The following is a 13,962-nucleotide window of genomic DNA, read 5'->3' as shown; positions in this document are numbered from 1 at the left end:
GGCCGTGATGATGCGCCATGCCATGCGTATGGTCGTTGCGACGGCAGTCATTCTGCTGACGATGCTTGGTTCCCCGTCTTTCGCTCAGGAGTCTGTGTCCGGTGAGGCTGGTTCGCCCGGCAATCCTAGCGGGGGGAATACCCCAGGCTCACAGACGACTGTATCTGCTGGACACCCAGGCGACATTGGCGAAGGTATCAAGAAGGCGCTTAACAAGATGAATGGGTTGCGTAGCGGCCTGATTCAGGGCGCTACGTCGCTAAGTGATCGCGTCCGAAGCGAGTCGGACAAAGTCGCCTTCGGCCTAGGCGTGATCGCGCTTGTCCTCGCAGGGTTGCGCTGGGCAAGCACTAGTGACGCTGTCACAGCATGGACTGATTTCCTCGAATCCATCTTCTTCGTCGGAATCTTTGCGGCGCTATACACAAGCTACACGAGCTTCGGGCCAGCGATCTACGTCTGGTTCGACGCGATCGCAACATCAATCAATGGTGGGGTGAATGTCTACGATCTACCGATAACGCTGGCTAACACCGCCGGCAACTTCTACGACTCAATCGTGCGGATACTGATAGCAGGGTTGTCCAATCCACTCAGGTTTGTCGACGCAGTGTTAGCCGCTGTCGCCTTCGGCTTCGCCTGCATTGCCGTTCTGATCGCTGCCCTCATCTATTCCTGGTACATCCTGGTCGGTAATCTGATGGTAGCGGTGGGAATCGTAGTGGGGCCTCTGGCAGTTGCTTTTGGCATGCTGGACATCACTCGGAAGTACTTCACTGCATGGCTCGACTACATGGTGACAGGCTCCATGTACATGGTTGTCGCTGCGATCATCACGCAACTGGTTACGGCTTCACTACTGAGCATCGTGACTGATGTTGGCAATATCGGTACAGACACAACGCTCGCCGCAAGTTATGCGCTTTCCATCGCGATCGTCCTGGTCTTCATTGCCATGGAGATTCCGAAAATCGCGGGCTCGCTGTTCGGCACAGGAGGGGGCATTAGCGGAACCGGCGGCATGAAGATGCTTGGCCGCGGTGCGTGGAATCTTGGCTCCAAGCTTGCGGGGAAAAAATAATGAAGCATCAGCCGCTCAATGTTGCGGAGTCGATGCGAGCCCATTCCTCGCGCGTGGACCTGATCCGCCAGTATGCCAACGAATCGGATCGATCGATCTTTGATGCGAAGTGGCTGGGTGTAGTGGAATCCTGCGCATCGTGGTTCTCCTCGATGCCGCTGCGTCCCCTTGAGCACGCCGAGCCAGGCGGAGCGTTTCGCGCGACCGTTGAAGCCGCATACTTTGCCATGCGATTGTCTGGCGCCCAAAAGTTCGCGGCAGACCAGCCGTCGGAGCGCCGGCGCCTGCTGGAGCCACAGTATCTCTATGCCCTGTTTCTTGCCGCTTGCTGTTCGCGACTCGACGAGCCCTGCAGGCACTTCCGCTTCCATCGCGATAGCGACGGCAACGAGTGGATTCCCGCTGCTCACGGCGCTTTTGGAGCTTGGCTGGGCAACGCTACTTACACCGTGACGCGGCGCGAGGAAGCGGCACCGGTCGAACGAATGCGCACTGCCCTGCTGGCACGAGAGATTCTCGGCGCAGAGCGTTTGGCGCAATTCGATTCCGTTGTGCTGACCGATCTGTTTGGCGCGATCAACCCGGATCCCCGCCCGAGTGGCCTCGAAACGTTGCTGCACAAGGTCGCGCGCCAGGCGATCGACACTGTGACGCAGTTCGAGGTAAAGGCGCGTCGCGCTGCGTTTGCACCGGATAGCACCGCGCCACCCTCGGCGACGGCGCTGTCGGACTCCATGGCGCCCTCCTCCGGCGCGTCGGGCTCTGCAGTGCCCGCGCCAGCATCAACGGTTTCGCAGCAGGCAGTCGGCGCTTCGGAGGCCGCTCCGGCCGCGGCGTCGGCTTCGAGTCCCGCTGCCCCGCCGACTTCGGCGTCGACAGGGGTCGAATCGGAAATTGCCAGACCTGCCGTAGTTCAGCTCGACCCCAATCGACCCGTGCGCCAGGAGCCCCCGAAGGATCCATTCGCAGAAGCTCTTGCGGGAACTTCCAACCTGATGCGCGACTTCTTCCGCGCACTGGCCCAGGACGTCGCTGCGGGCAAGGCAAAGGTGTCGTGGGTCGACGGCAAGCTGGCGATCGGCAAGCGAATGATCGGCAACTATGGCATCGCCTCTGAAACGCTCATCGAGAATTTGCGCAAGTTCAACCTCCTCTATAAGGTCGTGGGCCAGGACATCCTGCTAGTGGAAAAGGTATCGGTGCTGGTTGCCGAACGGCCTGCGGGTTCGGAGGGAGCGTAATGCGTCACTACGTCAACCACTTCCGTCCCATTTACGAATTCCGGGCCGTAGCCGGCTGGCTGATGGCTGCAATGCTGCTTCTCGTAAGCGGCATGCCGAGTGCCAGCTACTTTGCGCTGTTCTGCACCGCCATGCTGGTCTTCCGGACTTCACAGGTCTGGCGAGCGCTGCAATTTCGTATGGCCATATCCACAAAATGGCTCACGGTCATCCAGATCGACGCGTTGCTTGCAACCAGCGTCATCATGCGCAAGAAGCAGGACGCCATGTTTCTGGGCACCGGTTTCGAATGGACGCAAAGGCACTGCCAGATCGCTCATGACATCCTGCGCATGCCGTCAAACGAGATTCCCGGGTTGCCGGACTGGATGCCCAAGCGTATGGTGGATCGGGTAGAGAAGCTATTCGCGCCGGCGGACAGTATTCCGGACCACACGCCTCAAGGCCGCTCGTGGATCCACGGCATGGAGCCAAAGAAGAGTTGGGTGCCCTTCCATTACAAGGCACTCCCCGGTCATACATCGGTAAGTGGTACGACAGGCTCCGGTAAGACCCGAACCTATGAGGTCATCTCGACCCAGGTCATCCACAATCCAAACGATGTCTTGATCATCATCGACCCCAAGAATGATGCCGACTGGGTCAAACGCGTCAAACGAGAATGTGAGCGGGCCGGCCGCAAGTTTTTGTATTGGAAGCAGGCCGCACCGTCTCAGTCCATTCGCCTGAACCCCATCGAAAACTGGTCCCAGCCATCCGAAATTCCGAGCCGCATTGCGCAGCTCATGGAGGAAGGCCCGTTCCGCCAGTTCGCGTTCCTGTTCATCGATCGTGCCGTGAAGGGCGAGTTGTATGTGGGCGATAAGCCGAATCTGCGCTCGATCCTCCAATACGCTCAGAACGGCATCAACAAGTTGCTGGACCGTGCGCTAAGGCGCTATTTCCCCGAATCCGGCATGGCGGATTGGGAGGATGAAGCGAACAGCTACATGCAGCAGGCCGGGCAGCGCCAGGGCGGCACTTTGCTGGACGCAATGGTCCGGTTGTATATCGAGCGTTTTGCCAATCAAGACCGCGGGCACGAAGCGATTGACGGTCTCGTTGCCACGTTCCACCACGACCGCGACCACTACGGCCGGATCATCGCTTCCGCCCTGCCGCTACTGCAAATGCTGGCGACGGGCGAGACCGGTCTGATGCTTGCGCCAAAGGCCGATGACTTTGACGACGACCGTGAGATTTGGGATATCGACAAGGTCATCAAGCAAAAGGCCGTGTTGTACGTCGGTGCGGATTCGCTGTCGAACGCACTAGTAGCCCAGGCGATCACGTCGATGCTGTTGGCTGACATCGCCTCCGTGGCTGGCGCGATCTACAACTTCTACGAAAAGCCGCCTGAAGTCGTCCTCATCATCGACGAGGTGGCCGAGGCCATCAATGAGCAAGTGATCCAGGTGCTCAACAAAGGGCGCGGCGCGGGCTTCAAAGCATTCGTCGCCTACCAGACGCGCTCCGACCTGACCGCGAAACTCGGAAACATCGCCAAAATGCAGCAGGTTTTGGGGAATCTCAACAACCAGATCGTCTTACGATTGGAAGACATCGACACCGCTAATTGGTTCTCCGAAAAGGCAGGGACGACTGCAATCCAGAACATCGTCGTTTCAAGCAGCACGAGCACCGGTACGGAGGCGCACGTCGGCGAGTTCAGCGGCTCCGTATCGCGCTCGACTCAACTGGAGAAAGCTCCGTTGATTCCGCCCGAACTGATCGTGCAACTTCCGAACCTGCAGTACTTCCTGCGCATCTCGGGTGGATCTGTGTACCAGGGTCGAATCCCCATTATTCAAGGTTAATCGTCAATGCGCACCCCCAGTCTGTTCCGACAAATCGTGAAGCAGTACAAGCTGAACGCGAAACTGTCGCCCATCTTTATTCTTTCGCCGGATCTGGATGACATTTGTACGCGCGTAGTCGACTACATCGGCGTGAACTTCCAAGTTCGTGACGAACCGCTGGTCAAGGAGATGCTTACCGATGCCATAGACGCATGGCGGGCTGCGCGGAAGCACGGTGATGCCAATGTCGCCTTCATGAAGGGATTGTTCAGCCGCGCCCATGATCTGTACATGAGGCGTTACGTGGCGTTCAAAGGTGAGAAGTACAACGTCTGGTATCCGTTCCACGAGTCCATCCCGGCGTTCGAGCAGCGCCAGCCAACCGGCTATGTCTGCCAGATGGTCGACGAGGCCGCGCCTGGCACGATCACGCAACGGTGCGCCGCATTCCAGCTGGCTGCACGCGTTCTGACCGGCTACGGTTTCACCCGCTACTTCGAGAGCTACGATGTCGCTGGCAACTTTGCACACTGACGCTCGCCGGCTCGCCGACGCGATCATCCGCTTTCCGTCTCGGTTCGCAGCCGCACTATTTCGTGTGGACCCTTTGGTTGCCGGCAACATGCGCGTCTGGCTTGAAGCAAACGTGCGTTTCGAGAACGCCGATGTTCCCCCAGTGTTTGTTCAAGGCGGCAATGCAGCCTGCTTTGCTCTCGTCAGCATCGCAATGCGCAAGCCAGCACTGTTCTGGGGCGCTCTGGCAGCAATTCCGTCGCTACCAGTTCTGATTCTCCTCAAGTGTCTTTGAATCATGGCAAGCCGATTTGTATCTCACGTTCGTTTGTGGCTGTTGGTGGCGCCGCTACTGATCTGCGCGACAGCGCCATTCATTCCCGACGATGCTGCGTTCGAAATCAGCGACGCGGAGCAGGCGTCCGTCGCGAAGGTGTTGGGATTCGTGCGTGCCGACCAGGCTACCGCCGCCGCCAACGAGCGCTTCACTCGCTGGTTCGTCCAATCTGGCGCCCTCAAGGCTTCGTTCTCGGGCTCTGACGCCGATACGACTTTATCTGACGGCGGGGCGGCGACGTTTGGTCGCCACTGGATGCGCAACTTCTGGTTGACCATCTACCGCGGCATTTACCGTGCCTCCGTTGGACTCCACTGGGCCTTTGGCGGTGCCGTTCTCCTCATTGCTTTGCTTAACGATGGCGCGGTGTCGCGCAAGATTCGTGCATCCGCGGCGGGTTTCGCCAACCCAGTAACGTTTCACGTTGCAGCGCACGGCCTGCTCGTCTGCTTTGGCTTTGGTGCTTCCGCCCTGCTCTTACCGCTTCCACTGCTCGCGTATTGGTGGACCGCCGGTGTCGGCATCGTTGGGCTCCTGAGTTGGCGATTGGCGTCGGCCTTCCACGTTGGCCGCTAGTTTCGAAGCATCCTTTACTTTTCACCCATTTCACTTCGGCCAGTCTCTGGCCACACAAGGGAGATTTGCATGACCACGACCGCTGAATTGACCACCACCGACCAAGTACTGGACAACACCCTGCCGCTGGTAGGAACCGGTGCCCCTATCGCATCTGACACGGACACCCCGGCTCTTGCCGGCGTATCTGCGAGTCCGGAAGATGTCGAGGCAGAGCTGCGCGAAATGGAAGAGTCGGCCGACGCATTGCACAAGGAGGGCCTCATCACATCGGCTGATGCTGCGACGAAGAAGGCGGAGGTCGAGCGCACGCGCAAGCGCTTCCGCGAACTCTCGCCCGACGATCGCCAAGCCATCGTGCGCCGCCGGCGCGAACTGGGTCTGCAGATCCTGGATCGTGAGCTGGCCGGCGCCGCTGTGGTCGTTGTCGGGCTCAAGGTCAATCACACGCGCCTGCGGCCTCTCTTCGAGCAATGGTGGCCGTACATGAACCGCATGTCCCTCAACTTGCAACGGTTTGGCCAATCCACGTTCTCGCGCTCCGAACTGGCCACCGTGGAGAAGTACCTTGAAGCCGAACTGACGAAGCTCGAAGACTACGTTGACGAGCAGGTCCGCGTCGCGGAGGCCTATCGTGCACAGCGCGAATCGGAAATGCGTGAGAAAGGTGACTTCGTATTTGAACCCACCGTTCGCCGTCCATCCATCGACATCGAAGTACAAGCATTTTCCCGTTTCGCCGTTCGCGCGCTGCAGGTGCTGATCAAGTTTGATAAGGCCATGGACCAGTTTGACTTCATGGTCTGGAATGGCATCCGCGATATGACTGATGTCAACGAAGAAGTCACGCGTTTCCTGCGCAAGTTCCAACCGCTCGGCCTGCGTAGCTACATGACCCACCTGAAGCTGATGACCACCGTTCGGGGCATTTGAACGCGCTCCCACTTCGGGCTATTCAATGGCATTTGGTGGCATTTGATCCGCCTATGTCACAGCAAGTGACACTTTCTGCCGGATCACTCGATGGCACGTGCTAGCGGATCGAGACACAACATGCCACTTGCCGACAGCAACTGTCCCCAAGTGCCACCAGGTGGCACTTGGGGATATCCCCCGCGCCACATCCCTTAGCCATGTCGCTCGAAAAGGTACTGGAAGGACTGAACCCCTCGCAACGGGAGGTCGTGGACTGCCGCACGAACTGCGCTGCCATTGCTGTCCCTGGCGCTGGCAAAACGGCGACGATCGCTGCGAAGGCCGCGGTGCTGCTCGCCGACCCCAATGTGACGGTCGGCGCAGTGACGTTCAGCAAGGACGCCGCCGTCGAATTGCGGGAGCGGATTGTGGCGCTGGCGGGCGCTAGTGCGAAGAAACGCTTGCTCGCCGGCACGTTTCACTCCCTCGCATATAAGCAGCTTGGCAAGGGTACCGGCAAATTGACGGACATCGTCAACGACGGCATCCGGTTTGCCATCGTCGGCCGCATCCTAGAAGAGAGCGGTATCGATTGGAAGGTGGAAGACGCCATTGCTGCGATCGAACGTGCCAAGATGGACTTAGGCGGACCGCCGGGCGGCACTATTGAATCGCAGCTATACGAGGCCTACCAAAGCGCGCTGGCCCGCAATGGCAAGATCGATTTCCAGGACATGCTCAGACTTGCCGTGTCCGGGATGCAGCAAGGCACCATCACGCCATATCGGGTGGCGTACCTGCTCGTCGATGAGTATCAGGATTGCGACAGCCTTCAGTCCCGCTGGACGGCACTTCATGCGGCCGCCGGCTCAATCGTTACGGTTGTGGGCGATGACGACCAGTCCATCTATGGCTTCCGCAGCGCGTTGGGCTACAAGGGCATGGAAGCCTTCATCAGTGAATTTGAAGCGCGACCTGTCATTCTCGGCAAGAACTACCGGTCGCACTCCGAAATCCTTGCTACCGCGGACCGGGTCATCCGGAACAACAAGGACCGCATCCAGAAGGATCTGGTTGCGCATCGCGGGCCAGGAGGCGCGGTGGATTTCAAGCGCATGGACGATGAGTACGCGGAAGCGGTTGCTGCCGTGGAGGCTCTCGCTCCGGTGCTCCGCGCCGGGAAGACCGCTGCCGTGCTGGCGCGGACCAACCGCATTCTTGACCCGCTGGAAGCCGTTTGCCGCTCTCACGGCGTGAAGTACTACCGCGCGGCCGGACGCTCAATCCTCGACCGTCCGGAAGCCGCGTTGGTGGGCGACCTGTTGGAGTTGATCCAGGTATCTAAGTCGTCTGGCATCGACGCGCTACTGGGCTTCGCGGGCATCGGCTCGCATGAGCTTCAACTGCTGCATGCGAAAGCCGACCAGAAGCCTGGCGGCGCTTTGCCGCGCAAGAAGGATTTGGTGGAGGCCGGGATCGCCGAGTCTACCGTCGACAAGTATCGGGACTTCCTGAAGAAGCTGGCGGAATGGCGAGCGCTCTGCGAGCGTCAGCTGTTCTCGCTCATCCTCGATGGCGTACGCGAATGGATGCTCAAGTTCGTAGCGGAGGATGCTGGAAAGCGCGCGGTGAATACGGCTTATGACGTCCTTAGTCGCTTGAACGGTCCCTTCTTAGATAGGTTGGCGTTTTTGCGCCAGAAGAATAATGAGCCTGCCGATGACGCGCTTGTGCTCACAACGATGCACGCCTCCAAGGGTCGCGAATGGTCTGCTGTTGCCGTCATCCGCGCCGAGGAAACCATCGTTCCTGACGAGGCCAGCCCGGAAAGTGAAGAGCGCCGTCTCTTCTACGTGGCCCTCACCAGGGCACGCGATTGGCTACAGGTCTCAACAGCAAAGAAGAATCCCACGTCGCGATTTGTCGTCGAGGCCGGTCTCGCGTGACGCATGAGTTCGCCCTAACTTGCGCCAAGGACTGGCTGCCGACGCCGCTCCTGGGGGCCTTCTGAACTAGACTGCGACCTTGCCCGTAAGTACATAGGACAAGATGTCCTCAGAAGTGGGCGCGCCCCAAGTCTCATCCGCAAGCCATTTGTAAAAGCTCGTCTGTGCCAATTTCGACGGGCGCTTGTTCGCAACAAGCCGAAGGTCTACGGCGGCACACTGGTCGTTGTACCTATCTATCAAGGGCGACTGCTCTTCCGCCGAGAGCTCACCGAAGTACTCCTGCGCCACTGGCAGACGAGCGGCTATATAGCGCTCTATCGCTTCCGCGGCCGACTTCGCTTTCGGCTCCGCAGTTCTTTCATTGGTCTCAGGAGCTTCTTCTGTCGTCATTCCGCGGCCCCAAGCTTCTGCAAGCGTCTTGCGGAAGTAGGCTGGGATATTATCGACGGCCGGCGAGTTCTTCTTCGCGAGCCTTGCGCGAACATATGCCAATGCCTCACGCAGGGATTCAGAACTATGCGTCTTAGCGAGCTTACGAGCCTCGCTCAATGGCAAACCAAGCTTCACCATCGCCTGCGTAAGTTCACTGCTCCCAGCATCGTCTTGTACTGCTTGTTCCTTCCGCGTGATCTTGAATTGCAGGTCGGCAACGGATCGCCCGATCTTGTGCTCGATGAGCTCAAGGTTATGATCAGAGACTTCGCAGATCTCCGCGATACAAGGATTGAGTACTGCGCGCTTAAAGATCTTGTATTCCTTGTACTTCGTCTCGCTCTCTTCCCGGCCCAGGATTAGGTTCCGAAATACCCCGAGCGGAATCCGCGCGGTAAGTCCCACGCGCTCGTACCGAACTGTGTTCTCCCAAAGAGCCAATGAATGCGCCCGGCGAAAAAGCTTTGCGATGCGCATATCAATCATTGCGTACCGCTCTGGATTCAGCAGCTCCTCCCTAATCTGCGGAGCAAACGAGTAAGAAAGCAGGGAACCCGTAATCTTCGCCCCAGCCAGCAGCGTAGAACCAGTCCATGTTGCCGTCCCATCGCTGTTTAGCTGATCCCAATCGACAACTGTGCGCATCAAAGACTTCGCAGTCTCCTTGATGTAGCCGGTGTCTTTAGTGGTCAGCGCGAGGTTCGACATCATCTCAGGAATCGAGATCTGAAACGTGTCCGCTGACCCCGCCTGGCCGAGCCGGTGCTCAATCGCGTTCTTGATGAGGGCGTTAAACAGCCGTCGTTGCTGCAGTGTCAGGGCTCCACCAACGGGCGACACGTGAATGGCTTGTACGGCCTTCTTAAACGGCTCCGGCACCTCAGGCTGTTGAAACAGTGCAATCTGGGAGCCCCTGGGCGCCGCCTTAGCTCGTGCCATCTCTACTTTTCCGTTACTTGGATGGGTGAAATCTTAGACGTGTATTGTTCACCTATCAAGATGAAGTGCAGTTTTCCAACGGAGTTGCGGGGAGGCGAAAGTTCTTCTGAATCAGGCGGCTACAACGTGTCCTGAAAGAGGATGCTCCCCAAAAACGTTCACCCAGGACCTTTGAAAGCTACCTAAATTCCTTCACCTTTCGAGGTAACGGGTGAAAAGGAGGGTGCAAGGGTATGTCTTTTGGGGAGCGTCGGCGTCGAAAGGTGAATGTTATTGGGTAGGTTTCGCTCAATCATCAATCGCATGAGCTTCCGCACGTGTCTGGTCCCCAACGGCATTCACCCTTCACTCCCCAAATGCTTTCACCTGAAGAGGAAAAGGAGAGATAAGTGAGTGCTCGCAAACCAAAAACACCCCAAATTCGTTCACCTTCGCAGCCCTCAAAACAGTTCACCTTAGCCGTCCGGCTTGCCTTGCAGGGCAATCTGGTCGATAGGGGCCCCAAAAACTTTCACCTACGGATTTCCCCAACGGTGTTCACCTTACTAGCCCTTTGTGGAACCATAGGCACCTAAGCCCCAAAACTATTCACCTTCAGGCGCCTCAATAACGTTCACCTTAGGCATTGCACCGCACTTACCTCAAATACGTTCACCTCGGCCCCAAATCCACAGCCCTTTCGCCTCAGACGAGTTCACCTCATCCCCAAATCCACAACCCTTATCCCCTAACGGTCTTCACCTATGCCCCAACAGGCTTCACCTGGAGACCGGAAACCCCTTTCAGATCATGAGGTTAGGTTGCCCTAAAGGTTTACTAAAGGGTTTACAGTGTTTACTAAAGCACTTAAACACGTTCGGCACTATGACGACACCTTCGCAAACCAAGGTGAATAGAAATGGGAGCAGAGATTGACGGAGGTTGGCGGGGGTCTGGAGCCTCTGACCTGCGCTTGAAGAAACGACTTTGGGGAACATGGGCAATTTCACTGCCCACGGCGATCAGGGTAATAGCGTCGGGGCCGAGTGGCCCCGAGCAAATGGGTCATTGACCCGACGCGAACCTAGCTTTCAGTTCGTCGACCAGTGCCTGTCGCCGCACCGGATCCAGAAGCGTGACTTCGAAAGTCACTTTCCCTGAGTCCCAGTCTTTCAGAACTCCGAGAGGCTGACCGTCTGCGCCAAGCAAGCGGTGCTGGCGGGATGTTTCCTTCTGTTTTCGAGCCGGCTTGTTCTCATAGCGCGCCCTAGCCTCTTCCACGTCTCGGCAGACCGCTACTTCGTCCCTTATCTTTACCGCCATTGCAGTCGCGACTTGGAACCCCGCCGCTCGCTCAAGCAGTGTGAGTTGGTAGAGAGTCGAGAGAGCAAACGGTTCGGGTCGCTCTTTCACGATATCAAGCACGCCTTCCGTCAGTTTGAGAATCGCCAAAGTCTTGTTGACGTTAGGCAACGACATGCCGGTGACTTCTGCAATAGCTGACTCGCTCGAGTAGGTGCCCTGGTCTATAAGGGATCGCCAGGCTAACGCGTTGTCCAATGGCGATTGCTGTTCACGTTCAGCGTTTTCCTTGTATGACAGTTGATAGAGTTGCTGGTCGCTGAGATCCGGATGTACCAGAAGCTTCATCCGGGTTTTCCCCGCCACCTTCAAAGCACGATACCGATAATGGCCCCCTGCAAGGACCCTGCGCCCATCGCGGACGGTTGCAATCCCAGGGACAAGTTGGCCGTCGGCACGGATACTCTCAGCTAACTCGTGCACGCGCTCAGGCCGATAGAGGCGCCGTGCATTAAACGGATTCTCGTCGATGAGACTGATATCCGTTTCCTCATAGTACGGCTCGTCGCTTTCACGAGTCGTAGGGGCGGAGGTCACGAGGTGAATTTGTGCAGGCTCTGCCAGGATTTCCTGCGAGGCTTGCCCACTTGAGGGTTCTCTCGGCACGTCGGGTTGCTTCTCAGCGAACCCATTCGGCTGCCTTTCAACGAGCGCCTGAGCACGCGCGAAGCGATCGGCTGGAGGTGCGGCTGATAGTGCCTTGGTCGCTTGCTGACGCATCATTTCGAGCTTGTTTGCCATTAGGCTGCCTCCTTCTGCTTAGCAATCTTTGATTTGGCTGGCTTCTTGCTGATGGCCACGCCGAGTTTCGTAAGGACTACGTCCGTCAGCGCCTCTACCTCCTTGACCGCTGCAGATGCGCCCGATACGCCGTGGACGCTGAGGCCGAACATTTGAGACTCACCATAGGCGTTTCGTTGCTGCAACCCAGTGTCCAACAGGGGAATCTGCGTGTCGTCCTGCAGTATTTCTGTGCAAGCTTTGAACACATTGCCTCTTCGTGACATCGACGGAACGCAGTATGTTTGCAATGTCGGGTTCTCATCGAGGGCCCGCCTGGCCAGTTCCTTGGCTTCCCTGCTAGCCCACACGTTGTCCATTAGCGGGATCACCGGTATCAGTGCGATATCAGAAATATTCAGTGCCGCCCATGGGATCGACGACTCAATAGCCGGCGGGCAATCGATGACGATGAAGTCGTGATTTTCGGCGTGCTTCGCGACTTCGCTAATCATCTTTTCCCGAAGTGGCGCCAGGCTCATCACACTTGCGGGATAGGGATTGTCTATTCCTCCCTGTCCTGCCCATATGGTGCTGGTACCTTGCTTATCCATATCGACTAACAGCGTTCTAAGTCCACGAAGTGCAAGGCTGGCAGAAAGTTGCATCGAGACCATGGTCTTTCCGCATCCTCCCTTCTGGTTAAACACCGTAACGATATGAGCTGGCATTTTGTTTCCTTAAAATATATTTAAGAAAAATATCACACTTTTAAAGTAAAGACTCAACAGTCGTACTGTGATAGACGCATTTTTGTTCAAATACCAGTGGTATCGCTCGAACTGTTGCTGATGCGCCACGCCCACACTTGCCCCTCGATATGTGATCTCTCGGTTCGCAGGCCGCTTTCACGCGTGAAAGTAGTCGTCGCTTCGCCGCGTGGACGTGCTTGCCCTGGGTCTGACTTTCAAGCATGAAAGTGGGTATCCACCGCGCGAGGCTTCCGTAGGGCGGCTGTTATCTGCCAGTTCTATGGAGCGGCCACTTTCATGCTTGAAAGTTGGTTCGCGTGCGTCGAGGTGATTTGCAAAACAAGAAACGTACGCCGGCCAGGGTGGCGAAATTTTTTGCCGGGTAAGTTCCCTGCGCGAATGGCGTTACGACGGCTGCACTGTCCTTTCCCCGAAACTAAGCGAGGTCGAAGTGTTTGTGTGACCATTCAGGCGGCACCTCTTGGGATGGCTCGTTTTCAAGCTTGAAAGTCCGCTAACACGCCCGAGAAGATCCCCCGAGCGGAGAACTTGTGTTGGCCCGTCCAGGTGAACGCGCGAACATGTCGTGGGACTTTCAAGCTTGAAAGTCAATGTGGTCAGCTCAATCCAGCCTTCCTGGCTTCCCAGATTTGTATCCCACAACGCTCCGCGTACGGAGAGTAATAATGAGAGTTTTCGTTGACGTGCCACGAGATTTTTTGCGCGTGTGAGTCGCGGCACACCAGCAATACCAGCAGCGAATTCCGGTCGCACGTGGTAACGAAAAAGCGCCGTTCGTGAGTACTTTCATGCTTGAAAGCGTTCGCGAGGTGTAGCGCTGGCGAGAAGGGCTACAGGTTTGTGGTCGTTGCTTTGCCGTGCATAGACAGTGCGCGACAGGTTTCTGCAAAACTGCGCTCTCTCCACGCATCCGTTAGCATGATGTAATTCGATTAAAAAATATCGCAATTTTCTATAAAATTCATTCCACTAACCTGCCGCTATCGCATAGCTGCGTTGCAGCTCAAACTTTACAAACGGGGAGGGGCTAGCTCAATTCCCCCCCCCCTACGTCCACTTTCCGCACGGTTTGCATTGCGAACATGCGCGGGACCTAATCGGTAGTGGCATAGCGGGTCGTGCATCGGGAGACGAATGCGCAGCGCTTTACTGAATCAATTCGTACGCACTGGTTACGCAACACCCAACACTTCCATGCCCTTGCCGCTGAATCGCCGATCAATCCGTTCCAGGCGGTTCTGCGCCAGCGGGCGGTTTCTTAACAAATGTACGACAAAGAAAGTATCTCTTTTGTACGGGGGAATGCT

At 57.2% G+C, this 13,962-nt stretch carries 11 protein-coding genes; 8 read left to right on the top strand and 3 right to left on the bottom strand.

Translation table 11 applies throughout. The features are described from left to right. Positions 1-7 precede the first annotated feature (7 nt). The 8 genes from BLR29_RS24620 to BLR29_RS24585 all read left to right on the top strand — a co-directional run bounded on the left by BLR29_RS24620 (position 8) and on the right by BLR29_RS24585 (position 8,447). Positions 8-1,081: a type IV secretion system protein gene (locus BLR29_RS24620; RefSeq protein WP_176861055.1), complete on the top strand. Its 1,074-nt coding sequence runs from the start codon at positions 8-10 to the stop codon at positions 1,079-1,081. Beyond that, positions 1,081-2,322 carry a TraI domain-containing protein gene (locus tag BLR29_RS24615; protein WP_092140527.1) on the top strand — a complete coding sequence of 414 codons (1,242 nt, stop codon included), beginning with the start codon at positions 1,081-1,083 and terminating at the stop codon, positions 2,320-2,322. Before BLR29_RS24620 ends, BLR29_RS24615 begins: the two co-directional genes overlap by 1 nt. Then, on the top strand, positions 2,322-4,178 hold the full coding sequence (gene traD, locus BLR29_RS24610; RefSeq protein ID WP_092140525.1) for a conjugative transfer system coupling protein TraD: 1,857 nt from the start codon (positions 2,322-2,324) through the stop codon (positions 4,176-4,178). The genes BLR29_RS24615 and traD overlap by 1 nt, the downstream gene beginning before the upstream one ends. Positions 4,179-4,184: 6 nt before the next feature. Beyond that, entirely contained in the window at positions 4,185-4,694 is a 510-nt protein-coding gene (locus BLR29_RS24605) for a hypothetical protein (protein ID WP_092140523.1), read from the top strand. Further along, positions 4,669-4,968 carry a hypothetical protein gene (locus BLR29_RS24600; protein ID WP_092140521.1) on the top strand — a complete coding sequence of 100 codons (300 nt, stop codon included), beginning with the start codon at positions 4,669-4,671 and terminating at the stop codon, positions 4,966-4,968. The genes BLR29_RS24605 and BLR29_RS24600 overlap by 26 nt, the downstream gene beginning before the upstream one ends. Next, entirely contained in the window at positions 4,969-5,586 is a 618-nt protein-coding gene (locus BLR29_RS24595; RefSeq protein WP_092140519.1) for an IncC plasmid conjugative DNA transfer DtrJ family protein, read from the top strand. A 69-nt stretch (positions 5,587-5,655) separates the two neighbouring features. Then, complete coding sequence (locus BLR29_RS24590; protein ID WP_092140517.1) at positions 5,656-6,519, top strand: ATPase; 864 nt, start codon at positions 5,656-5,658, stop codon at positions 6,517-6,519. A 200-nt stretch (positions 6,520-6,719) separates the two neighbouring features. Continuing rightward, positions 6,720-8,447 carry an ATP-dependent helicase gene (locus BLR29_RS24585; RefSeq protein WP_092140515.1) on the top strand — a complete coding sequence of 576 codons (1,728 nt, stop codon included), beginning with the start codon at positions 6,720-6,722 and terminating at the stop codon, positions 8,445-8,447. A gap of 66 nt (positions 8,448-8,513) precedes the next feature. Here BLR29_RS24585 and BLR29_RS24580 read toward each other — a convergent pair whose 3' ends face one another. The 3 genes from BLR29_RS24580 to BLR29_RS24570 all read right to left on the bottom strand — a co-directional run bounded on the left by BLR29_RS24580 (position 8,514) and on the right by BLR29_RS24570 (position 12,613). Then, positions 8,514-9,821: a replication initiation protein gene (locus BLR29_RS24580; RefSeq protein WP_092140513.1), complete on the bottom strand. Its 1,308-nt coding sequence runs from the start codon at positions 9,819-9,821 to the stop codon at positions 8,514-8,516. Between the two features lie 1,044 nt (positions 9,822-10,865). After that, on the bottom strand, positions 10,866-11,903 hold the full coding sequence (locus BLR29_RS24575) for a ParB/RepB/Spo0J family partition protein (protein WP_092140511.1): 1,038 nt from the start codon (positions 11,901-11,903) through the stop codon (positions 10,866-10,868). Further along, entirely contained in the window at positions 11,903-12,613 is a 711-nt protein-coding gene (locus BLR29_RS24570; RefSeq protein WP_092140509.1) for a ParA family protein, read from the bottom strand. Before BLR29_RS24570 ends, BLR29_RS24575 begins: the two co-directional genes overlap by 1 nt. Positions 12,614-13,962: the final 1,349 nt, after the last annotated feature.

The sequence above is a fragment of the Cupriavidus sp. YR651 genome (assembly GCF_900101625.1).
Classification (GTDB): Bacteria; Pseudomonadota; Gammaproteobacteria; order Burkholderiales; family Burkholderiaceae; genus Cupriavidus.
The sequence above is the reverse complement of the archived record's forward strand: the minus strand, read 5'-3'. Positions and strand labels throughout refer to the sequence as shown.

Bases quoted from the DNA above. Each gene is read 5' to 3' on its own strand.
- BLR29_RS24570 (WP_092140509.1), bottom strand. From the start codon at position 12,613: ATGCCAGCTCATATCGTTACGGTGTTTAACCAGAAGGGAGGATGCGGA.
- BLR29_RS24580 (WP_092140513.1), bottom strand. From the start codon at position 9,821: ATGGCACGAGCTAAGGCGGCGCCCAGGGGCTCCCAGATTGCACTGTTT.
- BLR29_RS24585 (WP_092140515.1), top strand. From the start codon at position 6,720: ATGTCGCTCGAAAAGGTACTGGAAGGACTGAACCCCTCGCAACGGGAG.
- BLR29_RS24620 (WP_176861055.1), top strand. From the start codon at position 8: ATGATGCGCCATGCCATGCGTATGGTCGTTGCGACGGCAGTCATTCTG.
- traD (WP_092140525.1), top strand. From the start codon at position 2,322: ATGCGTCACTACGTCAACCACTTCCGTCCCATTTACGAATTCCGGGCC.
- BLR29_RS24575 (WP_092140511.1), bottom strand. From the start codon at position 11,903: ATGGCAAACAAGCTCGAAATGATGCGTCAGCAAGCGACCAAGGCACTA.
- BLR29_RS24605 (WP_092140523.1), top strand. From the start codon at position 4,185: ATGCGCACCCCCAGTCTGTTCCGACAAATCGTGAAGCAGTACAAGCTG.
- BLR29_RS24590 (WP_092140517.1), top strand. From the start codon at position 5,656: ATGACCACGACCGCTGAATTGACCACCACCGACCAAGTACTGGACAAC.
- BLR29_RS24615 (WP_092140527.1), top strand. From the start codon at position 1,081: ATGAAGCATCAGCCGCTCAATGTTGCGGAGTCGATGCGAGCCCATTCC.
- BLR29_RS24600 (WP_092140521.1), top strand. From the start codon at position 4,669: ATGTCGCTGGCAACTTTGCACACTGACGCTCGCCGGCTCGCCGACGCG.